Raw genomic sequence first — 25,921 nt, 5'->3', positions numbered from 1 at the left:
TTTTTTATTTTTAACCCATTAAGTTAAACAGGCCGTTGAATCACCCAAAGACGTAGCGTGTAACTTGTCGATAAGTGTCTTCAGGCGCAAGTAATATTGGCGGGAAATGTGACTGGTTGATCGCATCAGGCCAGTGTTGGGCTTCAAGGGCAAGGCCTGCGTATGCCGATAAAGCGCCTTGGTTAACATTTGATTCGGCACCTAGTTGAATATGGCGACCGTCGTAAACTTGCAATCCCGGTTCGGTTGTCTGGTAGTGTAATGTCAGTCCCGTAATAGGGGCTTTAAGGGTGGCAACCGTTTGTAACGGGCGATGACTAGCAAGAGATAGGCAGAAATTGGTATCCAGCTCTGGGTAGTCCTCACGGCCAATAGTGCGCATTTGTAGAAAATCAAACGCACTGTCTGCGGTTGGTGTGACTTCGCCTGTTGGAATTAATTCTGCATCGACAGGTAAATAATGGTCTGCTTGAATGCTGAGTTGATGGTCCAAGATAGAACCTGTGCCATCAAGGTTAACGTAACTGTGGCCGGCAAAGTTACAAATTGTCAGTTGATCTGTGGTTGCCGTAATTTCCATTTCCAATGCGCTATCGATCAGGCAATAAAACACATTCACAATCATATTGCCTGGATAACCCATCTCACCGTCAGCGAGCTTAGTTTGCAGGTGTACCATGTCGTCACTTTGCTCGATGATAGACCAATTTTTACTGCCTGTTCCATCTGGGCCACCATGTAGGTGATGGGCTTCAGGTAGGGTAGGAGGGAGTAGGAAAGTTTTTCCACCTATTACGGCATGCCCTTTATTGGTTCTGTTTGCTACTCGGCCGACAACTGCGCCAAAGTATTTTGCCCCTTGAAGGTAGTCAGTCAGCTTTGGAGAGCCTAAAACTAAAGAGTGCTCATGGCCGTTTAGATAAACAGATTGAATGCTCGCACCCAGTGTCAGAATAGACACTTTAAGCTGCGCGTTTTTTAGCGTGATAGATTGAATTTGGTTTAAATCTGGCGCTAGGTTCACGGAAGTATCCTTTAAAATAAACGGGAGCCGAAGCTCCCGAAAGTGTAGATAGATCGGTTATTAGATGTTTTCTAACAAGTCGTTAATACGATATTGCGCTGTTTCCAGTGCATCGTCCATTGATTTGTTGCCACTAATCGCAGACCCTAACTCTTCACCAAGGATGTCTTGTATGGCGAATTGACGTAAAACTTGAGCGGGTAGAGCTTGCCCTGTTTTTGCGACTTTCGCGATATCACTACGATGAGGCAGGGATTTAAACTTATCGCTGTCAATCACGGCTTTTACCGTTGGTAAATGACCTGTGCGAGCCCATTCATAGTCGTTATCGTATAGGAATTTAAACAGTTTCCCGATGGCCGCCATTTTTTCGTCGTCACGGTTTCCGCGTGGTACAACCCAGCCGTGGCCGTCAGCATAAGTGGCGTCTTTTTGTTTAAAAAACTGTGGCACAGGGAATACACTGTAACCGTTTGATAGTGGATTATTGGCTTGTTTTGATTGCGCATCATAAGAACCAATTAACCAAGTACCGTTTACGGCAATGCCGCCTGCACCATTTGCAAAGCCGGCGACCGCAGCAGGATAGTCCATATTGGTCGTACTTAAGCCTTTATCCATGATGTCTTTCATCAAGGTAAGTGCGGCTTTTGCTTCTTTTCCACTTAAATCAATGCGGCTTGGATCCGCGAAAAATTGGCTGTCTTGCTGCATTAATAAGGTGTAGAAAATGCGGGCGTAAACAGCGGTTTCATTTGCTGTGACTTGAACTAAGTAAGGCTTTCCAGTTGCATCCTTAAATTGTTTACCTTGGGCAAATAATTCATCTGCGCTGCTTGGCAGAATCGGTTTGCCATTGGATTTCATTAAGTCTGCTTTCTTCATCATATTGTTATTTACATGAAATAACATGGTCCAGTTATCAAATGGTAAGGCATAGACTTTGCCTTCCTTCGTCACACTGGAGATGGCCGCGTTCGTAAAATCAGATGGTTTGATATTCTGGTCTTTTAGTAGTTTGTCCAGCGGTACTAATAGGCCGCGAGACTGGTAATCGGACATAGCAGAATAATGCATAGAAACAACATCAGGAGCCGACCGTGATGCTAGCTGAGCGTTCAGCTGATCGTAACCTGGCCATTCCACTGTCGTGACCTTTACGTCGATGTCAGGATTATCGGCTTCAAATTTATTAACCAATGCGGTGATGATGCCACATTCACCCACAGCGGAAGAAACATCGGTGACCTTGCCGTATTCAGCTTCACAAGCACCAAAGAAGCGTTGCAGTTCAATGGTGGTATTGGCGTTAGCCAGCGGTGCGAGAGCTAATAAGCCAACTGCGGTTGTTCCGAGAAGTAACTTTTTCATTATTTTTCTCCTAGTTCATTTTTATTGTTGTTGTATAGCCCAGTGTCAATTTCTATTACTCAAGTATCTTATTCGCGCTATTTTACGGCTCCTCCTGATACCGCAGTGACTATGTGGCGTTGAAAGAAGATATAGACGAGCACTACTGGCAGTGATGCAAAGATAGCCTGTGCACCTAAAAAGCCTAGCCCTTCGGATTGTGCAAAGTTGGTTTGTGACGATGCGATACCAATGGTGAGTGTGTACATATCGGACTTTGTCGCTGAGATCAGCGGCCACCAGTAATCGTTCCAAGCCTGTAAGAAAGTAAATATTCCCAAGGTCGCTTGTGCAGGCAGCGTTAGCGGTAATAGTACTTTCCAGAAGATACGAAAAGTCGACGTGTTATCTAACATGGCCGCTTCATCAATTTCTTTCGGAATAGCCCGAAAGAATTGCGTCATCAGGAAAACCCCAAACGCCGAAGACAAGTTAGGCAATATCAAACCGATATGCGTGTTATGCAGATCAAACCAGTTAAACATCTGATGACGAGCGATGATAACGGCTTGCTCTGGTACGGCTAAGCCAAATAACACAATAATGAATATTGTTTTACGAAATGGAAATTCCAGTCTTGCAAAGGCATAACCTGCGAGAGAAGAGAGTAGTAAGACGCCAAACGTTTGTCCGACTGCTACTATCATCGAATTCATAAACCAACCAAAAACACTGGATGACTTTAAGATGTTCGCATAGTTTTCCATTGTGTAAGGAAAGGAAAAGACGGCTTCAGTACCTTTCAGTAATTCGGCGTTATCCTTTAAAGAAAGACCAATAATCCATGCCACTGGCGCCATCATAATTAAGCCCAGTAAAGCGGCTATCCAGAACAATCTTCGGTTCGACGTTAAATGTTCTGGTGAATAGTTTAATGCTTTCATGCGTCTGTCTCCTCTTTACGAGTGCTGACCCAATACTGCAACATGGCGGCACAGAGAATGATTAAAAACAGAACTTGCGACGCAGCCGCGCCCATACCAATATCCCAGCGTAAGAAGCCAACTTCGTATATGTACATGACAATGGGTCGTGACGAACCCGCAGGGCCACCGTTTGTCATCAATTGAGCCTGACCAAATAACTGGAATTGCATGACGACTTGGATAATCGCGACCAGCATAATTGTCGATTTAATCGACGGCAGCGTGATACGCGTGAGGACTCGCCAGCGCGAAGCATTGTCGAGAGCCGCGGCTTCATAAAGGTCTTTCGGTATTTGTTGTAATGCTGCTAAGAACAACATCATCGGCAAACCGATACACCACCAAACCGTTGCGACACCAACTGAAAATAATGACCAACCAGTGGTTGATAGGAAACCTATTGGCTGCCAACCGAAATATTCAAAAATCAGTGCCATTAAGCCGTCATTAGGAATGAAAACGATTCGCCAAATGAGCGTTACAATAGTGACAGATAAGATGGAAGACGCAAAAAATACGCCGCGTAAGAAAGACGAGCCCTTGGTGGTTTTGTTCAAGGCCAATGCGAGAAACAAACCTAAAACCACTAAGGTAGGAACAGACACCCCAACAAAAATGACCGTGTTTTTGACAGCTTGGCCAAAAATTGGATCACTTAGTACACGGGCGTAGTTTTTTAAGCCGATGAAGCGTTCGCCACCAAACAGATCGACTTTATTCAGTGATAGCCAAATTCCCCAGCCAAGGGGGAAAACCAGCAAGGTCAAAAAGACACTGAGATAGGGAACGACAAACAAGCCATTCGACCAACGGGAACGACGATAACTTTCTGCCATTTTACACCTCCAGCTGACTGTGGTGAGCAAGTCCATCACCGTCAAAAATATGCGCAGCATGAGGAGATATTGCCACCCGAACCTTATCGCCGGCTTTTACTTTTGAACGTCCGGAATCCTCTGCAATTAGCTCTGTGCCATCAATTAATGTGCCATAAAGAAGTGTACGATCGCCAAGGCGCTCGACGACTTTTATCGTCAAATCTAGGCCATCTTCTTGTTCAGAAACCACTTCAGTGTCTTCTGCTCTAATGCCGATTACCGCGTCTTTGGCGTTGAACTCTGGTGGCAGGCTAATCGCTGTGGCGACGGTTCCAGCTCCACTAACTTCAACAGTAACGCCATTGGTTGTTTTTTCTATGTGATTAATAGGCAACATGGACATTGGCGGAGAGCCAACAAATTCAGCAACAAAACGACTCACAGGATATTGATAAATCTCCATAGGTGTGCCGATTTGTTCTATTTTTTGGTTGTGCATGATGACGATGCGATCTGCCAACGTCATCGCTTCCACCTGATCATGGGTCACAAAAATCATGGTCGAACCAAGGCGCTGGTGGAGTTGTGCCAGTTCTAATCGTGTTCTACCGCGAAGAGCAGCATCTAAATTAGACAGGGGCTCGTCAAAGAGAAAGGCTTTAGGCTCTTTGACAATGGCGCGGCCAATAGCGACACGTTGACGCTGACCGCCAGACAGACGTCCGGGTTTACGATCTAGTAAGTGATCGATTTCGAGAATTTTCGCTGCGTCATTAACGCGACGATCAATTTCGTCTTGGGCTACTTTCACATTCTCTAGACCGAACGCCATATTTTGACGCGTCGTCATGTGTGGGTAGAGCGCATAGGACTGAAACACCATAGCAACACCACGTTGCCCTGGTGGTAGCGTGTCGATGCGTTTTTCGCCAATTTCAATAGCGCCATCGGTGATGGATTCTAGCCCCGCAATCATACGCAATAGGGTAGATTTACCGCAGCCAGAAGGGCCAAGAAATACAACAAACTCGCCGTCTTCGATGTGTAGGTTAATGTCGTCTAATACGGTAACACTGTCATATCGCTTTGTTATATTTTTTATAGAGATAGATGCAGACATGGTTTCCTCTCTCAGCAAATTTTAAACGGAAAAACTTGGGGTATTACACCCCAAGTCGAATCATGCGATAGCTCATAGGAGCAATGCTTGCCGTTAGTTTTTGCTGCGTAACAGATGCGCCTTGACCATCTTTTGGTGCCACTTGCTCTGCATCTGGGCCATTCTTAGCGTCAAGTGCATGACCTGACATGACTTTATCCATAATTACTGTCTGGTGCGTAAAGCCTTGTAGAGATAGATCTAATTCAATGCTTTCATCTGGGTGACGGTTAACGATGAAGAAGGTCAATCCGCCATCTTTATCAGATTCCACGGCAGACACATCTAAATACGGTACATCTTTAGCAAAGTCTGTACTGTAACTTTCGCATTGCACTGCAAGATTGAGCGCTGTACCGCGGCCATATTGGGAAGCATACAAATATGGGTAGTAAGTAGACTGGCGCCAAGCTGGGCCGTCTTTCACTGTCATAATCGGTGCGATAACGTTAACCAATTGTGCTAAACAGCCAATTTTGACCACGTCGCTGTGACGAATAAAGCTGTTCAGAATGCAGCCAACTTGCAGCGTATCAGCAAAGTCGTAAATGTCTTCTAGTAATGCTGGAGCATGTGGCCAGCCGTCATTGCCGCCAAGGATTTTCTTGTCTTGCTCGTTGGAGTGGTACCAGACGTTCCATTCATCAAAAGAAATATATACGTCGTGGGTAGAGCGTTTTTTCGCTTTGGTGGTTTTAATGACCGCCGCAATAGTGTCTATGTAGTTATCCAGTAAGCTGGCTTTTGCTAAATAGTTGGCCGTGTTCTTTTCATGGTCATCGAAATACATATGCAATGAAATATAGTCGACGGTTTCGTATGTATAATCTAGAACAGTACTTTCCCATTCTGGGTAAGTGGCCATTTTAGGGGAAGAAGAACCACACACAACCAGTTCGATATTCTTGTCGAAGGCACGCATGGCTTTAGCGGTTTCAAAGGCGACTCGGCCGTATTCCGCTGCTGTTTTTTGACCGATCTGCCAAGGGCCATCCATTTCATTACCAAGACACCAAAGTTTCACGTCCCAAGGTTCTTCGCGACCGTTTTGCTTACGTAGGTCAGACCAGTAAGAGCCACCAGGGTGATTAACATATTCTAAGAAGGCGCGAGCTTCATCTAAACCTCGTGATCCAAGATTCACTGCTAACATCATTTCTGTGCCCGCTTGTTCTGCCCATTCGGCAAATTCGTGAATGCCTATTTCGTTGCTTTCTGAGGTGTGCCAAGCGAGGTCTAAGCGAGTCGGGCGGTCTTCTTTTGGCCCTATGCCATCTTCCCAGTTATAAGCAGAAACGAAGTTACCACCAGGGTAACGAGTAACTGGTACATCGATGTCTTTGATCAGCTCGATAACATCTTGGCGAAAACCGTGCTCGTCGGCAGTCGGATGGCCTGGCTCGTAGATGCCGCTGTAAACAGCGCGACCTAAATGTTCGATGAAAGAGCCGTAAAGGCGAGGGTCTATTTTAGCAATCACATAATCTTTGTGTGCAGTCACGTTGGCGCGCATGCTTACTCCTTTCTTATTTTTGTACTTATTTAAGGTATTTTTAAGTATCTGATTTTTTGTTTGTTATCCGATTAATGGATATTAAGTGCATATTTGACCTGAGGTCAATCAATAAGACGTTTAATTTTCGTGCAATTAAATACCGAAATTGGTATGTCTTGGCGGGATTTTTAACGAAAAAAGAAAGAGGTGAATGTTTGACGATTTTCTAAGGCGTTGAGATTTATGGTCTTTTTAAATTTTAATCGCTATAACAGGCGTGCTGATATCAAAATCAGAAAATAAGATGCTGTGTATGAGGTTAAGGACTTGTTCTACCTTCCTTAAGATTGAAGGCGTAATATAATGTCTTGGTCGTAATTGCCAAATTGTTTGCCAAAAATATTGATGCCGCCAGGGTGTTCAGCATTATTAGGGACTGAAATTCGTACCCGAATGGATCTGTGCTCTTCAAGTGCTAGGTCTTTCAAAGAAATGTCTGAGACGCGCATGCCATCCACAAAAGTCCCGTTATTAGTGACTCGGAAGCTTTTTAAATGTCCATATTGGCTGCCTGCCAGCTTCCACCAATCTGGCGTGTATTTGCCTTGATGGTCGCCATAATCCCCAGGGGCGGTCCAGATAGCAGCGGTTTTGCCATTGATGGAAATATGGATGTCCGAAGGCCAGTTTTCAGAAGTGCCAGGGACTTCAGAAGAAAGCTCCATTACCAGCTCTAGCTCTTTGACTGTCTGGCCTGCAATGCGGGCGTTGTTAGGGAATTGATATTCCACATAGCCTTTGGTGAACCATAATAGGCTGGCTCGCATACGGTCTGGAGAAAGGTAAGTATCTGGGCTGTCTAGGAATCCAACAATGCCAGACTCAGAGCACAAGCCACAAGGCGCCATCACATCAAATTCAGAATACAGGCCAACAGGCATGGATACTTCAATGACATTATTTTGATTTTGCTTGGTGTTGCTGAAAGATAGGACGATTTCTTCGTGTGTCGCACGGCATATTTTTTGGCTGCCTTTACGACCTTTTTGACTTTCTGTGGTGATTAAACCCACTGTTTCGAGGGAGTTGATGTGGCTGGAGGTAGATGACTGCGGTAATTCGAGTAAGTCGGCAATATCATTAACATTCATTGGCCCTTTTTCATGTAGCAAGGACAAAATTGCCAAACGCGCTGGAGCCGCTAGGCTTTTTAGGACATCAGCGCCGTCTTCAGGTGTTAGCAATAAGAACTTTTTACTCATCATCATCTCCACTTCAAGATGTCTTTATATCGAGTATTATGATTCTTATCAAGTTTTAAATGGCTTCCTCACTTGGTTCACTTTGTGAGAAAGCCATATATTTTTCTGAAAAAACAGACGTTATTGGCTAATTATACAGGGCATGGAAAGGCACCAAGACCAGTGAAGGGAACAGAATTAACGCAATAAGCAAGGCCAGTTGAGCCAATAAGAAAGGCGCAATACCTTTTGTAACCGCTCCCATGCTGGTGTTGCCGACACTTGATATGGCCGCTAATACCGTTCCCACTGGCGGTGTCAGTAAACCAATACTTAAGTTAAGCACAAAGACGATGCCAAAATAGACAGGGTCAATACCTGCCGCTGTAACAACAGGCATGAGAACCGGAGTCAAAATTAAGATAACCGGCGCAAGGTCCATCGCCATACCGATGATTAATACCAAGATGTTGATAATGATCATTAGAGTGGTTGGGTCGTCTTTCCAGCGTTGTAGTAACTCAGACACAGCACCCGGAATATCCGCCATGGTGATCATCCAAGCGGCAATAGAAGAGGCCGCTACCAAGAACATAATAATACTGGTTAGGGTCGCGCAATTTACTAACACACCATATAAACGCTTAGGTGTGAGTTCGCGATAGACAAATGTTCCAATAAACAATGCGTAGAACGCCGCAACAGCACCCGCTTCGGTTGGAGTGAAGACGCCAAAGCGCAAACCAACAACAATAATGACTGGCAGGATGAGCGCCCATAACGCATTCTTTAGAGCGTGTAGACGCTCACTAAGACTGGCTTTTTCTAGTAATTCAATGTCTTCTTTGCGCGTTACGTACCACCATACAAAAATAAGCAGCACACCCATCATTAGGCCAGGCGCCAAACCCGCAATAAAAAGCTGTGAGATAGAAACACCGCTGGTGACACCAAATAAAATCAATGGAATGCTTGGCGGTAAAATTGGGGCAATGATGCCACTTGAGGCAATAAGGCCACAAGAGCGGTTGTGGTCATAACCCGCTTTCACCATGAGTGGAATCAATATAGCGCCAAGAGCGACGGTGTCGGCAACGGCGGAACCTGATAACGACGCAAAAAGTATCGCTGCCACAATGGTTACATAACCCATACCGCCTTTTTTGTGACCCAGCATGGTCATGCCTAAATCAATGATTCGACGGGTAATCCCGCCTGCATTCATTAACTCCCCTGCAAGTATGAAGAAGGGAATGGCCATCAAAGAGAAATTATTGCTACCGCTGACTAGGTTTTCTGCAATCAACTGACTGTTAAACATGTCCATGTAAAACATCAGCGCCATGCCTGTCATGATGAGCGCGAAGGCGATAGGCATACCGATAATAATGGCGCCAAATAACGCGCCAGCAAAAATGACCAGCTCCATTATGCTTCTCCTTCTTGATGATTTTTATTGAGAGCGTCTTGTTGCTGTTCGTTTTCGAATAAGCGTCTAATGCCAAATAAAATAAACAAGCACATGCAAGCGCCCATAATCATGGCGCCAGCATAGAGTAGCCATAGAGGCATATTAGTAGCAGGGCCAAGGGTGTTAATGTTTATTTTGACTAGCTGCCAGCTACCATCAATAAGTAACCAGAGGGCGTACAGCATTAAGGCCGCAGAAATAAGTTGCAGCGCAACTCGTAGCCATTTGAAGGGCATAAGCTTTATGAAAATATCGACATTCAAATGTTGATTGAGCTTCATAGCTCGTGTCGTGCCGAGAAAAATCATAAAAACAAATAGGTAGCGCGACATTTCTTCCGACCATGTAATACCTGAGTCGAATAAGTAGCGCAAAATGACATTCGAGAAGACAAGGCAGGACATCGTGGCCAGACAACCCGCCATGCCGATTCCCAGTAGTAAGTCTACAGAGCGAGATAGCTTTTTCATCATGGTGAAGCTCTTAATTGGTCAAACAGTATTAAGGTTTAAGAGTAAAAAAGGGCGTCTATATGGATTATATAGACGCCCTTATCAAGCTTACTTTTCGCCTAGTGCAATGATCTCTTGGACAATATCGCGAGCACCTGGGTGTGATTTATAGAAATTTTCATAAGCAGACTGTTCTGCTTGTATTAACGCACTGTGGAATGCTTGATCTGGAACGGTGATTTTCACACCATCTTGCTCAAGAGTTGCTTTGTTTTGTGCTTCTTGTTTGATCAACAAACTCCATTCTTGCTTCGCTGCATTTTGTGCCGCTGTAGAGACAGCTGTTTGTTGCTCCTTGGTTAAGCCGTTCCAAGTGTTGTTGTTCATCAAGTACAAGTTTGGCGTGAAAACGTGATTCGTTTCTGTGATGTATTTCACAATTTCATACCACTTAGACGCGACGATATTTGGATATGGGTTTTCAACGCCATCCACAACACCTTGCTCTAATGCACTAAACACTTCAGAAATAGGCAAAGGCGTGATATTCGCACCTAGGTTTTTACCGATTTCTAGCATACTGGAAATACCAGGGAAGCGAAGGCGCAATCCTTTGAAATCATCCATAGAAGAGATTTCTCGGTTACTGGCAACTACGCGGAAACCTTGTACACCATAAGCCAGGAAATGCATCCCTGTATTGGTGTCCATATCATTCACCAATTTCTGGCCGATATCGCTGTTTAACGCGTTTTGAGCGTGTTCGTAATTTTTGAATAAGAAGGGCAGTTGGATGATGCCAACATTTTCTACTTCTTTATCCATAATGGTGCCGAGGATAGCCATGCTAATGGTGCCGCCTCGAACGGAGTTATAAAGCTTTTCTTCTGCGCCCAATACACCATTGCTAAACACTTTAACTTTTAGCTCGCCATTGCTAAGGCTTTCGACATCTTTTTTGAAGGTGTCTTTTAGGGCGATACTGTTTGGGTGAGTATCAGGAAAAAAGTTAGCAACCGTTATCATTTTTGCTGCAAAAGCCGTTGGTGTGACAGCAAGGGCTGATGTGATAGTGAGGGCCGCAAGGGTTTTTCGTGTGAACATAGTCTTCTCCTAAATACGCTTTAAGCGTAGATTATTTTTATTGTGCTAAGAAATATTGTGCTATTTTTCGCTAATTAAGCAGCTTGCTATGGTGTATTTCTCTAAGGTTTCAGGCTTCGGTGAGAACCCTAGACCTAGAGAATCTCCAAGATCGAATGTTGCAGGGCATTCATTAAGTGGATGAAGAGAATCAGCCAACTCAATAAAGGGAATTTCTAATGATGTTTCAGGCATGGTGGCTGCGATGAAATGGGCAGTCGCTATCATACCGGCACCATAGTAGAAGCAGTGAGGTACGACTTGTACGTTATGATGTTTGGCGCGTTTGCACACATCGTACATGCCTGTAATACCACCTATTTTGCTGACGCTTGGCTGAGCAATATCAATGGCTCCTGCTTTAAATAACTGTTCAAACCCTTCTGGGCCAGAGGCGTTTTCACCCGCCGAGACAGGCACGCCAATTTTTCTAATGGTTGCAAGTTGAGCTGCATCTTCTGGCGGCCAAACAGGTTCTTCTACCCAACCTAAGTTAAGCGGTTTTAACTCAGTGACGTTGTCTGTTGCTTCCGTAAGATTCCAAGGGCAATTAACATCAACCATGAGCTCTACGTCGTCAGGCAATGCATCGCGTGCAGCAGCAATAGCCGCATAGGTTGTTTCGTGTAGTTTGATTTTTTTGAAGCCAGCATTGGCAGTTCGTAAGACATTTTCACGGACTTTATCTGGTTCGTTACCGTAGCTCACTAAGCTAGCGTAAAGACTGATCTTGCCCGTAGTGCCGCCAAGAAATTTGTACAGGGGTTGCTTGGCATGCTGTGCTTTAAGATCCCAAATGGCAATATCGATTGCTGATAAGGCATAGAGCATAGGACCTGAGCTACCAAAGCTATGCAATGCACGCTTGGCTGCGTAGAGGTGTTGTTCGTAATTTGCGATGTTTTTGCCAACAAACATAGGTGCAACAAGGTGTTCTAAAGCCGCATAAGTCACGATGTTTGAAGCATGACCGAACGCTTCGCCCCAGCCAACTAGGCCGGTATCTGTTTCTACTTCAACGAGCAACGATTCCATCTTGTCGATATTAGGAGAGGCGCCGTTGAATTTGTCTTCCTCTTTTACAGGGGCGATGTCTCGTACTCCTGCCGTAAATGGAATGGCGATGCGCCTAATTGTTATTTTTGTAATTTTCATGGCTAAGAAAATCTCTGTCGATCTAATGTATTTAATTTGATGTAGTACATCATACAACTTACTTTTTATTGGTCAAGAGGTACGATGACTATTTTTTAATACGGGCTAACACCGAGTTTCTAGTCATTACTACGCCCAGTTACGATGATTTGTGAGGCGGATCTTTGTTTAATACCTTGTTTTATTTCGTTTTCCGTATTTCTTTTATATGTTGTATGATGACTTTTTTGGTTGTAGGAATAACTGAAAGTGAAACATGACCCTTTATTGTCCGCTAATTCTTCTGATGAGCCCCGTCGGGAGCAAAAACCACAACGGAATCTGGCGCAGAAACTGGTTCAAGAAATACTGCATAAAATTGAAAGTAAGGTTTTAGTTCCCGGTGATAAGTTGCCTAAAGAAGCGGATATCATGCAAGAGCATGGCGTTAGCCGTACGGTTGTACGAGAAGCACTGCAGCGCCTTCAAGCATCAGGAAACGTTGAAACCAAACACGGTATAGGCACCTTTGTTTTAAATAATAAAGGGCAAGGGCCAATGGATCTGTCGTTTGATTATGTCAACGATGCTGTAGAGATCTTGGAGTTGCGCATTGGATTGGAAGTGGAAATAGCCGGTTTGGCTGCGTTACGACGCACCGAAGAGCAGCTGGTGGAAATTCGCCAAGCATTAGATGCCTTGCGAGCCATAGATAGAAACGGTCATGTATCAGACGCCGGGTCAGCGGATTTTAACTTTCATTTATTAATCGCTAAATCAGCAGGCAATCATTACTTTGTCGATATCATGCAGCACATGGAAAATAGTTTAGTGCCACGTAAGCGCATAGATGTGTCTCATGTGAATCATGAACACGAAGAAGTATATACCGCGATCGAACGAGGGGATTCCTATGCTGCGCGGGCTGCAATGCGCTTACATCTAACCAACAGCAGAGAGCGGTTCTTGAAACTGGCAAGAAAGTGATTTCCCTGTGGTAATCACTTTTTGCCAAGTAATGTTTTAGGGGCTAGGCCAGCGGCCCACCGATAATAGTGGTGCGCAATCCTGCGATGATATTTTCGCCTGTTTCGTGCCTTAGTTCGTCGTACCAAGCTTGGGTTTCTTGCATGTTTTTACCATGAGTAACATCGCAACGTTTACGAGCTTTTAGTACAAGGTCTTTAACGCGATAGCGGCGCTCTTCTTCATATTGCTTCAAAGCGGCTAGCACACCAGAAACCGTTTTGCCTTTCTCTTTTAATTGATCCGCGAAACACTGACCAAGTACAACGGCGTCTTCGAGTGCAGAGCAACCGCCTTGGCCAATGTCTGGGGTTGTGCTGTGAGCCGCATCGCCAAGTAGGGCGATATTGCCTTTTACCAAGGTATCGAATGGCTCGATGTCATGAATTTCGATACGGTTTGTGGTTTCTGGATTAATGGCGGCAATCAGTTTTTGGACAGGTTCAGCCCAACCTTTAAAGTACCTCGTTAGATCAGCAACGACTGTGCTTCTGTCTTCCGCTAGGCCTTTTGGTAATGGCACATCAAAGAAGAAGTAAAAGCGACCATTGGCAATTGGCATAATAGAAACGCGTTTGCCTTCGCCAACAAAGGTTGTCCATTGATCGCCAGGGGCAATGCTTTCATCGATTTCTACCAAACCATTCCAGTTCACATAATCGGCGTAGCGACGTTCTGTTTGATAACCTATCACGTCAGCGCGTACGACAGAATGTGCGCCATCGGCCGCAATCATAAAATCACCCACGGCGCTGGTGCCATCGGTAAAATATGCGGTGACGCCTGTGTCACTCTGTTCGACTCTTTCAATGCGTTTGCCAAACTGGACTTTGTCGCGTCCCCACCAATCGATCATTTGGCTTTGTAAGTCTGCTCTTGATACAGGGCAAGGGCGTTCTCCAACCGCATCAACCAATGGTGCAAGACTGAACTGCGTCATCACGGAGCCAGTTATACCGTCGTGATAGGCCATGTTGTGCATCGGGCCACCGAGTTCGTCCATAATGCTGCCCATACCTAAATGGTTCATGCACTTTACACCGTTAGACCAAATAGAGAGCGCCGCGCCAACAGGTTTGATTTCTTTCACTGCTTCAAAAATTTCACACTCGATGCCTTGTTGCTTTAACGCAGCCGCTGCAGACATGCCGCCAATACCGCCGCCAATAATAAGTGCTTTCATACCATTCCCCTTTAATCTTTCGCTTCGTTGTCGTGTTGTCGTAGCGAATTTTTAATGTCTTGTTAAAGGAGTAAATGGCAATAAATATGCCATGAAACAAATGAGCCTATATTTATTTATGTGAAACCTTTGTTTTAGAGGGGTGCGTAATCGGTGGTGCTAGGTCAAAGAAGAAATAGGCTGGCTTTCTTCTTTGACCGATAGGGCAGGAAATGACTTATCTTGGTGCGGCTTTATTTATTTTTGCTCTATTTCGGCTCGTTAAATGTTGAGCTGGTTATTCAAGGCTAGCTGCCACGATAAGTACTGTAAGAATAAGGCGAAACCAGAAGAGGAACATGATAGTGAGCGTTTTCATCACTGATGCCGAAACGAATAATTACTGTATTTAAGAAGCTCGGACCCTCTTTTAGAGTGGCTTCATTAGAGCTGTCAGCAAAGTACTCATCAATGGCGAACTCCAGCTCATATATGCCTGCAGAGAAGCTATCCGCTTGTAATAAGGGCTGATCACAGCGACCATCATTGTTGGATATCGTGCTATGAATGAGCTGTCGTTGTCCGTCTTTAGTTTGCTGGTAAAGGTCGATTTTAACACCAGCGGCGGCGATGCCTTTTGTCGTATCTAAAATGTGTGTGGTTAAGTATCCCATTGTTTTACCTCAATCTAATCTGAAAACTAGCCTGCTTTTTGCAAGTAAGCGTCTTTATAAGTGAAATGGTGCTGAAAATATTGTTTCATAGAGATCAATATTTGTGCCATGTGTTCCTATAGCAAGCGTTTTTATTATTTATCGAGATTCGTTTAGAGATCTTTTTGTATAAGCCGTCAGAGATTGGAGTCCTATTATGCACGACCCGTTAGCTGTAATCAGTGAAATGGAAAAAGCGGATTTTATCGCGCTATTTAGCAGTATTTATGAACATTCCACTTGGGTGGCAGAAGAGCTATGGCGACAAAAAGCCTCGCACCCCAGCGAGTACTTTGACAGCATCGATAAAATCAAAGCCACTATGGCAGACATCGTAGAGCAAAGTACAGATGAACAAAAACTCATACTGCTACGTGCTCATCCAGATTTAGCTGGCAAAGCGGCGTTAGCGGGTGAACTCACTCATGCGTCAACCTCAGAGCAGTCAGGAGCAGGGCTGGATCAATGCTCAGAAGAAGAGTTGGCGCATTTTCTACAGCTGAACGATACATACCGAGAGAAGTTTGGCTTTCCCTTCATCATGGCCGTAAAAGGCGCGACCAAGGATCAGATACTTGCAGGCTTTGAATCTAGAACCCCCAATGACTGGCAAACAGAGTTTGACCGCGCCATGAGCGAAGTGCATAAAATTGCAGGGTTCAGATTGGCGGATTTGTAAAAGGAAAGACCTTTTTTGCAGGGCCTTTCCTTTATTGTTTTTTATAGCAAGGTTAAAAACTGTATTTTGCTTTTAAAGAGACAGTGCGAGGTTCACCTAAATAAACTGCATTTTGTGTGGAATCTGAACCAGCGCTGTAGTAATCCTCATCAAATATATTTGCAACGGTTAACTGCATACGTAGCTGGTCGTTTGCGAAACTAGGTTGGTACCAAAGGGTTACATCGGTTGTCGTATAAGCGTCGAGTTTGTAGTCGTAGTCTTTTCTACGATTTCCTGCACGCTCTCCTACATAAAGGATACCTGTACCGACTCCCCACTCTTCTGTAACATCATAAAATAACCAAGCACTTGCGTTGTGCATCGGCACATTGACTGGTTTATTCGCACTATCCGGAGAATCTACAAAATCAACGTCTGTATAGCCATATGAAAATAAGGTGGTTAATTGATCGTTGATGGCGTAATCACCATCAATTTCAAAACCTTGGCTGCGTTGTTTGTAGACATCATAACTAATTGGATTGCCATCGTTTCTATAAGCAACGTTATCTAAGTTGATATGGAATGCGGATGTTGTCAAATTAAGTTTGTGATTTAAGAGCGAAAACCTGATGCCTGCTTCGTATTGTGTACCTTCCTGTGGGTCTACCCATTCTTGCTTCACTGTATCGAAATTGTTGTTTGGTAGATAAGAAGTCGCAATATTTGAGAAGAAAGAAACAGAATCCGACAGCTTATATAGGGCGCCTATTTGTCCGCTTAGGTTAGAGTCATTCGGACTTTTCGCGTCTGAGTTGCTAAAGTTGGCTCTCCCTGCAGGGTTAGCTAAAATGGCACTGTCATAGGTGTCTTTGAATTCTCTTGAATAAGTATCATGTCGAAGCCCTACAGCAAAGTTCCAGTCTCCATACTTTATTAAATCATTGATAAAAATGCCGTATTCTTTTATTTCTTCTTTTGTTGTATTTAAGTGGTAGTAATCATTTGGGTCACTGGCTGCTGAGCTATCTGTATAGTAATTATAGAGTCCAGAATTAGGCGACGCTTCACCAAAAATTACGGCAGAGAGCGCTGCCATTGTGGTATTTGACCAGCTTTTAGAGGCATTGTTAATTATTGTCTCTTTGTAGCGTGTCGCGTCAGCACCTGTAATGATTGTGTGTGAGCTTTTTCCCCAGTCAAAGTTAAGTTGGTTTTCCCAAGAGAATATGTCTGTGTTGCTGCTTGTTTGGCTATCGTTAACATAGCGGTTGATATTACCGTCAAATGCTACTTTGTATTGATCTTGGTTTCGGATACTTGTGCCAAGAACTGTTGATACTGAAGCGTCTGAAGCAGCATAGAAATGCACTCTGCGACCGTCTGTATCACGCTTTTGATGTTGATATTTGAAGCGAGTCGTCCAGTAATCATTGACGTCATGAGCCACTTCAAAACCAAATTTTTCAGTTTCACGCTCCTGTCTAGAAAAGCTAGTTCCTATTCGGCTAGAGTCAATATCTAGGAAGTTCCATCCTGTGTTTGAGGCGTTACGTACCGCCAATGTGCCACGATCGAAAGGAAGCTCCTCTTTATTGTATTTATAAAATAGAGTGACTTCGGTGTCCTCACTAGCAAACCACGTAATGGTCGGAGCAATAAAGGTTTGGGTGCTGTCTGAGTCATCTCGCCATTCATCAGAATCATCCGTTACGCCGACAATACGATAAAGAACCGTTTTATCTTTATTAAGTGCTCCAGTACTGTCGATGCTTAGACGTTGTTGTCCATGTTCATCTAGATTCAACTCAATATCTGTTGCTTGGTTAGGTGATGGCTTTTTGCTAATGACGTTGATTAGTCCACCAGGATTCATGTTGCCATACAAAACTGATTCTGGCCCTTTAACTACTTCGACATACTGAATGTCTTCCATGACCGCTTTATCTTGTGCGACGCCATATACTCTAGCTCCATCTTCATAGACGTTGGCATTAAAACCACGAATAGAAAATTGATCTCTTGTTCCGCCATAGTTATTGTCTTCTGATACGTTGCTGATGTTATGTACTACATCGCTTAAAGAGCTCGCATTTTGCTCGCTTGCAATCTCGTCGTTTATAACCACTACAGATCTAGGGATTTCAGCTAAGTTCGCCTCAGTTCGCATGGAGGATTGTGAGACATTCGTTGTGAGCGACTGTTTAACTCCAGAGATAACTAGTGTGTCTAGCGTATTGTTCTCTGTATTTGTGTTTTGATCTGTAGGTTCATCTGCTGCTAGAGCAATCGGACTGATTATAGCGAGAGCCAGAATAAATGAATGTCTTGGTTTGATCCTAGATGAGACATATTTGGCTATGAGTGTCTTATTCATGTTGTTGCTCAATCCTATTTTTTAATTGATAGCGTTTGTTTAAATGTTTTGTGAATGCAATTAAGGCATTGACATTAATTTACAATTAATAGCAAAAAAAAATATTTATGTAAATGCTATTGCAATTAATAATCGTTTTCATTTATTTTTTTCGTCATATGATGTCGCATTAGTTAAAGAGGATTAGAGATGTCAGTAATCCTTCAAAAAATATTGACTTCAATGGAGTTGCAACTAATTGTGTGTTGGGTGGAAATCATCAGAGTATTGTTAGAGATAAATGTGTTTCAAAATCAATCTATGATGCTTTGATGACGGACTTAGTAGGGAGGGTGAGTAAAGTAACTATATCGTCACAATAAGGCCTCCTTTATGGAATGGGATATCTAGCGCCTAGTCGATTAGGAGTATTTGTGTGATATATGTTTTTCTGGTGCTTAATGGTATCTTTCTATAAAATAATGTTGATAATGAGAATGCATATTAATACCAGTGATGGGTTGTTGTGAATGAAGTTAATCATGGTTTTAATGAAAGGGAATGCTTTCCTCTTTTTATCAGCTATTACCCTGAGTGTGTTAAGTGCATTTTGTGGGATTGCCGTCATTTCATTTATTAATGATGTAGTGTCGGGAGCAAGCATCAATGCGAACAATATTCTCGCTCTATTTGGGTTGATATTTTCCCTTTTTATACTGAGTTTTTGTTCTCAGTCTATGTTGACGTCGTTAGGGCATAAAGTTGTGTACCGCTTGCGCCTCTTACTTTCTCGACGATTAATGAATACCTCGGTAGAGCGTTTAGATTTACTAGGACAACCCGCCATACTGGCGTCTTTAACTAAGGATGTCGCTTCTATTAGTCAGGCGTTTAATAGTTTACCTTTTGTGGTGTTTGGCCTTGCGGTACTAGTTAGCTGTTACGGTTACTTATTGCATCTGTCTCCACCATTCTTCTTTTGTACTGTTGTAATGACTTTATTATCTGTGTTGATCGGTAAAGTTCTGATGACGGCATCGAGAGGTTATAAAAAGCGAGTCAGGGACAATGATGATTTCCTATACGAGAGCTATGAAGGATTGATCAAAGGGCGTAATGAACTAAAACTAAGCAAGCAGAGACGAGAGGTTTTTTATCATAAAAGTATGGTGCCAGTGGTGCAGCATGCTCTCGATTTAGAAACAAAAGCAGATCGTTTGACCGTACTAAATGGCAGCTGGGTAAATTCGTCGATTCTGTTACTGATTGCAATGGTTGTTCTGCTATATGCGCAATTTAATATAGGGACAAGAGAGGATATTGCAGGCTTTGCATTAGCTATTTTATTTCTGCGTTCGCCGCTTGCTGGTTTGGTCGGCTCTCTTCCTACTCTGCTGCAAGGATCTGTTGCTTATACCAAAATACAGAAACTTTCGCTTGCAGAACCTGATGCTGAAATGCCATTTGCAGAAGGTAAAACCAAGAAATGCAATATCGGCAAGCCTACCAAATATTCTGATAACTGGGGGAGTCTGGTACTCGATAAAGTTTATTATCAATACCCTTCTGAAGGCGGAGAGTCTGGCTTTTGTGTAGGCCCCATAGACTTTCAACTTAACCAAGGGGAGTTGGTATTCTGGGTGGGAGGTAATGGAACGGGGAAATCAACCTGCGCTCGTTTAGTGACTGGTTTATATGCTCCGCAATCTGGTTCTGTTCAGTTTGCAGGAGAGTATATAGACAATACAAATATAGATTTTTACCTTAGCCATTTTTCTGTCGTGTTCGCCGATTTTTATTTGTTTAAGGAATTAATCAATGAAGCAGGAGAACGACCTGATACAGAGCTTGTAGAGCATTATTTGCAAGCATTGTCATTAGAGAAAAAAGTCAACGTGAATGTTGATGGTAAGTTAAATACAACAAAGTTATCTCAAGGTCAGCGAAAGCGTTTGGCCTTACTTTTAGCCTATCTAGAGAATCGTAGCATTATTGTTCTAGATGAGTGGGCCGCGGATCAAGATCCGGTTTTTAGAAAGGTATTTTATACCGAGTTATTGCCTGAGTTAAAAGCGCGGGGGAAAACAGTGATCGCGATTACCCATGATGATCATTATTTTCATATCGCAGACAAGGTCTATCGGATTGACGAAGGAAAAATTACACCTTTTTTTCTTGAGACTGCTGAAAACAGCTCTTCTTTTCATGACAAGGAATACTCTTGATGAAAATGTTTTTTAATTTACTTTTTGCGTATGCATATACACTGAAAAGCGTTTATGTATTCAAAAAACGATCTTTTATGACAGCCGTTTTATTTCTTTGTACGATGCAAAATGTGGTGGCTGAGGAGGTGACTCATGCCGTTTCTTTGTATGGCCCACCTAAATATTCTGCTGATTTTGATCATTTTGATTACGCTAACTCTCAAGCTCCTAAGCAGGGAGCCTTAGTGATTGCCGAAATTGGCAGCTTCGATTCTTTGCATCAATTTATTAATTTGGGTACTAAGCCAAGAGGTTTGTTTTGGTTATATGATGGCCTAACTGATCGAGGGCATGATAAGGATGAAACAAAAGTACGTTATGGTTTATTAGCAGAAAAAATTGCTATAGCTGATGATTATTCGTCGGTTACCTATCATTTAAGGAAGGAAGCTAAATTTAGCGATGGTACATCGGTTCGCGCAAAGGACGTTGCTTTTTCGATAGAGCGTTTTCAACAGCAGGGATTAAGTAATATCAAATCTCGTTTTTTAGATGTGCAATCAGTTGACGTGCTTGATCCACTAACCGTTAGACTGAATTTTGGTGAGAAAGGTAGCCGATTACAAGTTATTAACTCAGGTAATTTGCCAGTGATCCCTCAGCATGTCTGGGAAGGAAAAGATTTTACTGAGGCGTCTCTATATATTCCTATTGGTTCAGGCCCTTACAAAGTACTTAAAGTTGAGCCTGGTAGAAGTATTACTTATGTATTACGTGATGATTATTGGGCGAAGAACCTACCTTTAAACAAAGGTAAATATAATTTCAAAACGATTCAAGTGGAATATTTTCGAGATCGTAATGCAGCTATCCAAGCATTGGAGGCCGGAGAAGTAAATTACATTGCAGAATCAAACCTCTCACGTTGGGATAAGTTATATCAGGGGAAGGCGTTTGATGATGGTCAAATAGTAAAAGATAAGATTGATTATCAGGCGCCTTCTTTTGTAACTGCGCTCCTGTTTAATTTACGGGAAGCAAAGTTCTCTGATCGAAAAACGCGTGAAGCATTGGTGCGTGCATTTGATTTTGAGTGGCTGAATCAAAAGGCATTTGGTGGTCAATACAAACGTGCAGAAAGTCTATTTAATAATAGTTTCTTAGCCTCTAGCGGTACGATATCAGAAGCTGAGAAAGCCATTCTAGAACCGTATAAGAGTCGCTTGCCTAAGGCATTGTTCACCGATGCCTTTGTATGGCCTGATACGGATGGCTCTGGTGATAATAGGGCACAGTTATTAGAGTCCCAACAGCTGTTAAGAGACGCAGGCTGGCAATTGAAAGATGGAGTCTTGGTTGATTCAAAAGATAAGCCATTCACGATACATTTTTTATTGCCTTCACCTGAAATGAAGCCTGCTATTGGTGCTTATGTTCAGAGTCTGAAACGTTTAGGTATTCAAGCGCAAATTTCAGTTCGCACCGGAACCGAATATTATAAACAACTCATGCAACGCCAATTTGATATGGCTCCTATTCAGTACAAAGTACGTATTCCGCCTAATACTGAAATGCGATCAGCATTAATGTCTTCTTTTGCTAATGTAGCGACGAGTAATAATATTGCAGGTTTTAATGACCCAGTAATTGATGATCTGGTGAAGGATTTGGTTGGAGCATCGTCATACCAGCAAACTCAAGACTATGGGCATGCTCTTGATCGAGTTTTAAAGTGGAACTATTACTTCTTGCCATTATGGTCACGTAACTTTCAATTAGTAGCTCATGCTGACTACATTAAAAGACCAGCAATCGATCCTGCTTATGGATATGAAATTGAATTTTGGTGGGACAGCCGAGAGAAGTGATAGAGGCTAATTACTGATGAAGTTTTCTTATTTAGCTAAGCGATTGATGCTTATCATTCCAACCTTAGTGGCTATTGTTACATTGAATTTTTTCTTGCTTCAGTGGTTGCCTGGAGGGCCAATAGAGTCTGTTTTGGCGAAGATGAGTGGTGTCGAAAATTCATCACTAGCAATTTTCGAAAGTGATGGGGCAAGCCTTGGCCAAGATGTGATTGATCAAAAGCTTAGGGAGGATATTGCCCAGCAATATGGTTTTGATAAGCCGTTATTAGCTCGATATTTAGAGACCTTGTCTCACTATATGACCTTTAATCTTGGGACAAGCTATTTTAGTGGGCAGACCGTGGAATCTATGATTGTAAGTCGTTTGCCCACTTCAATTTCTTTGGGTTTTTGGAGTTTGCTAATTACCTATTTACTAGCAATACCACTTGGTGTCACCAAAGCATTAAAAAGAGGCAGTTGGTTTGATGCTATCACCAGTCTAGGGCTATTTGTTTCTTTTGCTTTACCGACTTTTATTATAGCGATTATTTTTATCTTATTATTTGCTGGTGGCGGTGTATTTAGTTGGTTTCCTTTACGAGGATTGGTTTCTTCTGGTTTTGATCAGATGTCTTTAATTGAACAGGCGAAGGATTATTTCTGGCACCTTCTTTTGCCTGTTATGACTTGTGTCGCAGGTGGATTGGCTCCTTTGACAGTGCTAGTAAGAAACTCAATTGTCGATCAACTAAGCCAACCTTATGTGGAAACGGCATTAGGGCTTGGTGAAAGCCGTATGAGTGTTATGTTTCGTCATGTTTTGCCTAATGGCCTGCTCGTGGTTTTAGCTAGAGCGCCTTCTGATTTGTTGGCATTGTTTATGGGCGGTGCCCTTTTGGTGGAATTGGTGTTTTCTTTAGATGGTGTCGCTTTGTTGGCGTTTGAATCGCTGCTGCAGCGAGATTACCCCGTGGTTCTCGGGGTTCTGTATATTTATTCTTTGTTAGGTTTGGTGTTGGTTTTATTAGGGGATTTGTTGTATCGATTGGTTGATCCTCGTTTAGATTTTTCCGAGGCAAAATCATGATGGGTCTAAACTCTTCAAGCCGTTCGGTTGTAGTCAGAGGGCAATGGGCCTCTATAATATTGCTACTGATTTTTGTTATTAGCTGCGCAGCTCCTTGGCTCGCGAATGATAAGCCATTACTTATTCATTATCAGGATAAATGGTTCTTTCCTACATTAGAAAGTTACCCCGAAACGAGTTTTGGTGGTGTTTTTTCGACGCAAGCAAATTATAAAGATCCCTTTGTCGCAGAACAGATAGAAAGTAATGGTTGGTGGTTATGGGCGCCCATTCGATATTCTTATCAAAGTATTAATTATGACGTTAACTTTCCATCGCCGCCAACCTCCGAAAATTGGTTAGGTGTAGATGATCAGGGAAGAGATGTTCTTGCTCGGCTTTTATACGGTATTAGAATTAGTTTACTTTTTTCGTTTGGTTTGACTGCTTTAGTTGCTCTGTTAGCCCTTTTCTTTGGCGGGTTGCAGGGATATTACGGTGGTAAAGCTGACTTGCTTGGGCAGAGGTTTAGCGAGGTTTGGGCAACGGTTCCAGTGCTTTTTATAGTGATGATTGTCGCTAGTTTGATTCAGCCTGGGCCGATTACATTAATGATTGTACTGGCGCTTTTTGGTTGGCATCATCTTGCCCAGCAAGTACGAGCTGAAGTTTTGAAGGTTCGCCAGCTAGATTATGTACAGGCAGCTTTATTAGCTGGTATTGCCGATTTTAGGATTATCTACCGACATATTTTTCCTAATGCTCTTGTCGCTACTTTGAGTAATTTACCTTTTGTTTTTTCTGGTGCTTTAGGCGCGTTGATTACTCTGGATTTTTTAGGTTTTGGTTTACCCACAGGTTATCCTTCATTGGGAGAACTTTTAGCTCAAGGGAAAAATAATATACAGGCTCCTTGGCTAGGCGCTGTAGGGTGCACAAGTGTTTTGGTGTTGGTTGTTTTGGTTGTTTTGGTAGGCGAAGCATTACAAGAAAAATTAGCAACCATTCGCTCTCGCTCAACTCAAATAAAAAGCAACAATGCTGAAGGAGAGGCTGCATGCTAGTTTGTGACAAGCTTACCTTTCAAATAGACGAAACTGTGCTTTTAAGCAATATAAGCCTTAAGGTTGAGGCGGCACAAACGTTAGCCATTGTAGGAGAGAGTGGCGCAGGCAAAACACTTTTGTCTAAATTATTATTGGGTTTTTTGCCTGCAAATGGGGAAATGAAAGGTTCGATTTCCCTTTTGGGACGAAATACTCAGCAGTATTCCGAGCAAGATTGGCAATGTGTTAGAGGCGCTGATATTGCTAGAGTGGCACAAGAACCGCTGTCAGCACTGAACCCTGTAAAACGAGTAGAATGGACTTTGATTCGCGCAATTAAAGTGCATGCTAAAACTCGCTATTCTCGCCATGCTTTAGACCATAGGGTTGATGAATTATTACTTCAAGTCGGTCTTTTACCAGAACACAAAAAACGATATCCCCATCAACTATCTGGAGGGCAGCGACAACGCTTTTTGATTGCGGTGGCGATCGCTAATAATCCTAAGGTATTAGTGGCAGATGAACCCTCAACAGCGTTAGATTCCGCGTCTCAAAAACAAATTTTACAGTTATTAAAGCAGCTTCAAGCCCGTTTGGGTATGGCTGTTGTTTTGATATCACATGATTTATTCATGGTAAGAGAGGTTGCGGATTATGTAATGGTGTTGCGCCATGGTGAAATGGTAGAGCAAGGAACGACGGAAGAGATCTTTCATTCTCCGCAACAAGATTATACTCGTTTGCTATTGCACCGAGTAAAATTTGAGCCAATTCACCCACCGCATTCTCAGTTACTTTTGTCTGTGAAAGAGCTGAATGTTCAAGTTGATACAGGCTGGCTTTCCTCCCAAAAATATATACTGAAAAATGTGAATTTTGATCTGAACTTGGGTGAGAATTTGGGTTTGATAGGTGCGAGTGGTGCGGGTAAGTCCACTTTGGCAAAAGCTTTGTTACGGCTATTACCTGTCGGTGGGATGGTGCAATTTAATGGCAGCGATTGGCTGGCATTAAATCGTAAAGAACTGCGCTTTAATCGCACTAGTATGCAATTTGTTCCTCAGGACACTGCCGCTAGCTTTAACCCTAGGTTAACGATTCGACAATCATTGCATGATGTTTTAACGAGTAAGACTTCATCCTTTGATGTCAATGAGGTTGAATCTATGTTGGCAAAGGCAATGGAAGACGTGGCATTGATGCCATCCTTATTAGATCGTTATCCCCATGAATTGTCTGGGGGCCAACGTCAGAGAATTATGATTGCCCGTGCTCTTCTTTTGTCTCCGAAATTACTTATTTTAGACGAACCTACCACAGCGCTAGATCAGTTTAATCGTCTGCGTATGATTGAACTTCTTAAGTCCCTACAAGATAAACGAATTTTTAGTTTAATTGTGATTAGTCATGATCTCGATTTACTTAAAATACTTTGCCACAAATTTTTAATTTTAAAGGAAGGGCAGCAGGTTGCTTTGTATTCACAGGAAGACAATCATCGCGATTTTTTAGCTCATAAACAGTTTGATCAATTAGCTTTAGTATAGATACCAGG

The 25,921-nt window shown here is 42.9% G+C and carries 21 protein-coding genes; 7 read left to right on the top strand and 14 right to left on the bottom strand.

Annotated elements, in window-relative coordinates; all coding sequences use genetic code 11:
* Positions 1-40: 40 nt before the first annotated feature.
* The 11 genes from KDW99_RS12475 to KDW99_RS12425 all read right to left on the bottom strand — a co-directional run bounded on the left by KDW99_RS12475 (position 41) and on the right by KDW99_RS12425 (position 12,294).
* The gene (locus KDW99_RS12475; RefSeq protein WP_255825170.1) at positions 41-1,024 is read right to left on the bottom strand and encodes an aldose epimerase family protein; all 984 of its coding nucleotides are present in this window, start codon (positions 1,022-1,024) and stop codon (positions 41-43) included.
* 60 nt (positions 1,025-1,084) lie between these two features.
* Positions 1,085-2,395: an extracellular solute-binding protein gene (locus tag KDW99_RS12470; RefSeq protein WP_255825168.1), complete on the bottom strand. Its 1,311-nt coding sequence runs from the start codon at positions 2,393-2,395 to the stop codon at positions 1,085-1,087.
* Positions 2,396-2,472: 77 nt separating this feature from the next.
* A complete protein-coding gene (locus KDW99_RS12465) occupies positions 2,473-3,318 on the bottom strand; it encodes a carbohydrate ABC transporter permease (protein ID WP_114411183.1) in 846 nt (281 codons plus the stop codon).
* Complete coding sequence (locus tag KDW99_RS12460) at positions 3,315-4,196, bottom strand: carbohydrate ABC transporter permease (RefSeq protein ID WP_255825163.1); 882 nt, start codon at positions 4,194-4,196, stop codon at positions 3,315-3,317. Before KDW99_RS12460 ends, KDW99_RS12465 begins: the two co-directional genes overlap by 4 nt.
* Before the next feature lies 1 nt (position 4,197).
* Positions 4,198-5,298 (bottom strand): ABC transporter ATP-binding protein, encoded by a 1,101-nt coding sequence (locus tag KDW99_RS12455; RefSeq protein ID WP_255825161.1) that lies wholly within the window; start codon positions 5,296-5,298, stop codon positions 4,198-4,200.
* Positions 5,299-5,341: 43 nt separating this feature from the next.
* On the bottom strand, positions 5,342-6,850 hold the full coding sequence (arfA, locus tag KDW99_RS12450; protein ID WP_255825159.1) for an arabinosylfuranosidase ArfA: 1,509 nt from the start codon (positions 6,848-6,850) through the stop codon (positions 5,342-5,344).
* Between the two features lie 323 nt (positions 6,851-7,173).
* A complete protein-coding gene (locus KDW99_RS12445; protein ID WP_255825157.1) occupies positions 7,174-8,094 on the bottom strand; it encodes an ArsR/SmtB family transcription factor in 921 nt (306 codons plus the stop codon).
* Between the two features lie 127 nt (positions 8,095-8,221).
* A complete protein-coding gene (locus KDW99_RS12440) occupies positions 8,222-9,502 on the bottom strand; it encodes a TRAP transporter large permease (protein WP_255825155.1) in 1,281 nt (426 codons plus the stop codon).
* Positions 9,502-10,017 carry a TRAP transporter small permease gene (locus KDW99_RS12435; RefSeq protein WP_255825153.1) on the bottom strand — a complete coding sequence of 172 codons (516 nt, stop codon included), beginning with the start codon at positions 10,015-10,017 and terminating at the stop codon, positions 9,502-9,504. Before KDW99_RS12435 ends, KDW99_RS12440 begins: the two co-directional genes overlap by 1 nt.
* An 87-nt stretch (positions 10,018-10,104) precedes the next feature.
* The gene (locus KDW99_RS12430) at positions 10,105-11,100 is read right to left on the bottom strand and encodes a TRAP transporter substrate-binding protein (RefSeq protein WP_255825151.1); all 996 of its coding nucleotides are present in this window, start codon (positions 11,098-11,100) and stop codon (positions 10,105-10,107) included.
* 60 nt (positions 11,101-11,160) lie between these two features.
* Positions 11,161-12,294, bottom strand: a complete 1,134-nt coding sequence (locus tag KDW99_RS12425) for a mandelate racemase/muconate lactonizing enzyme family protein (RefSeq protein WP_255825150.1) — start codon at positions 12,292-12,294, stop codon at positions 11,161-11,163.
* A gap of 249 nt (positions 12,295-12,543) precedes the next feature.
* On the opposite strand from KDW99_RS12425, the gene KDW99_RS12420 reads away from it, so the two are divergent.
* Positions 12,544-13,260, top strand: coding sequence for a FadR/GntR family transcriptional regulator (locus tag KDW99_RS12420; protein ID WP_255825148.1), 717 nt, complete (start codon positions 12,544-12,546; stop codon positions 13,258-13,260).
* A gap of 43 nt (positions 13,261-13,303) precedes the next feature.
* On the opposite strand, the gene hpxO is transcribed toward KDW99_RS12420, so the two are convergent.
* Together hpxO and uraH are read right to left on the bottom strand one after the other, a co-directional pair.
* Entirely contained in the window at positions 13,304-14,482 is a 1,179-nt protein-coding gene (hpxO, locus tag KDW99_RS12415; RefSeq protein WP_255825146.1) for an FAD-dependent urate hydroxylase HpxO, read from the bottom strand.
* 287 nt (positions 14,483-14,769) lie between these two features.
* The gene (gene uraH / locus KDW99_RS12410; RefSeq protein WP_255825144.1) at positions 14,770-15,135 is read right to left on the bottom strand and encodes a hydroxyisourate hydrolase; all 366 of its coding nucleotides are present in this window, start codon (positions 15,133-15,135) and stop codon (positions 14,770-14,772) included.
* A 196-nt stretch (positions 15,136-15,331) separates the two neighbouring features.
* Here uraH and uraD point away from each other — a divergent pair, with 196 nt between their 5' ends.
* Positions 15,332-15,853 carry a 2-oxo-4-hydroxy-4-carboxy-5-ureidoimidazoline decarboxylase gene (gene uraD, locus KDW99_RS12405; RefSeq protein ID WP_255825142.1) on the top strand — a complete coding sequence of 174 codons (522 nt, stop codon included), beginning with the start codon at positions 15,332-15,334 and terminating at the stop codon, positions 15,851-15,853.
* Between the two features lie 52 nt (positions 15,854-15,905).
* Here uraD and KDW99_RS12400 read toward each other — a convergent pair whose 3' ends face one another.
* Entirely contained in the window at positions 15,906-18,212 is a 2,307-nt protein-coding gene (locus KDW99_RS12400) for a TonB-dependent siderophore receptor (RefSeq protein ID WP_255825140.1), read from the bottom strand.
* A gap of 509 nt (positions 18,213-18,721) precedes the next feature.
* Between KDW99_RS12400 and KDW99_RS12395 the strand changes: the two genes are divergently transcribed.
* Genes KDW99_RS12395 through KDW99_RS12375 form a run of 5 tightly spaced genes read left to right on the top strand, consistent with a single transcriptional unit; the run spans position 18,722 to position 25,913 of the window.
* Positions 18,722-20,416, top strand: a complete 1,695-nt coding sequence (locus KDW99_RS12395) for a cyclic peptide export ABC transporter (protein ID WP_255825138.1) — start codon at positions 18,722-18,724, stop codon at positions 20,414-20,416.
* Positions 20,416-22,266, top strand: coding sequence for an extracellular solute-binding protein (locus KDW99_RS12390; RefSeq protein ID WP_255825136.1), 1,851 nt, complete (start codon positions 20,416-20,418; stop codon positions 22,264-22,266). The genes KDW99_RS12395 and KDW99_RS12390 overlap by 1 nt, the downstream gene beginning before the upstream one ends.
* A 16-nt stretch (positions 22,267-22,282) precedes the next feature.
* Positions 22,283-23,338 (top strand): ABC transporter permease subunit, encoded by a 1,056-nt coding sequence (locus tag KDW99_RS12385; protein WP_255825134.1) that lies wholly within the window; start codon positions 22,283-22,285, stop codon positions 23,336-23,338.
* A complete protein-coding gene (locus KDW99_RS12380) occupies positions 23,335-24,381 on the top strand; it encodes an ABC transporter permease subunit (protein ID WP_255825132.1) in 1,047 nt (348 codons plus the stop codon). The genes KDW99_RS12385 and KDW99_RS12380 overlap by 4 nt, the downstream gene beginning before the upstream one ends.
* Positions 24,375-25,913 (top strand): ATP-binding cassette domain-containing protein, encoded by a 1,539-nt coding sequence (locus tag KDW99_RS12375; RefSeq protein ID WP_255825130.1) that lies wholly within the window; start codon positions 24,375-24,377, stop codon positions 25,911-25,913. Before KDW99_RS12380 ends, KDW99_RS12375 begins: the two co-directional genes overlap by 7 nt.
* The last annotated feature ends 8 nt before the right edge of the window (positions 25,914-25,921 follow it).

This window comes from Marinomonas rhizomae (assembly GCF_024397855.1).
Classification (GTDB): Bacteria; Pseudomonadota; Gammaproteobacteria; order Pseudomonadales; family Marinomonadaceae; genus Marinomonas; species Marinomonas rhizomae_A.
This window is presented reverse-complemented; position numbering and strand designations above follow the sequence as displayed.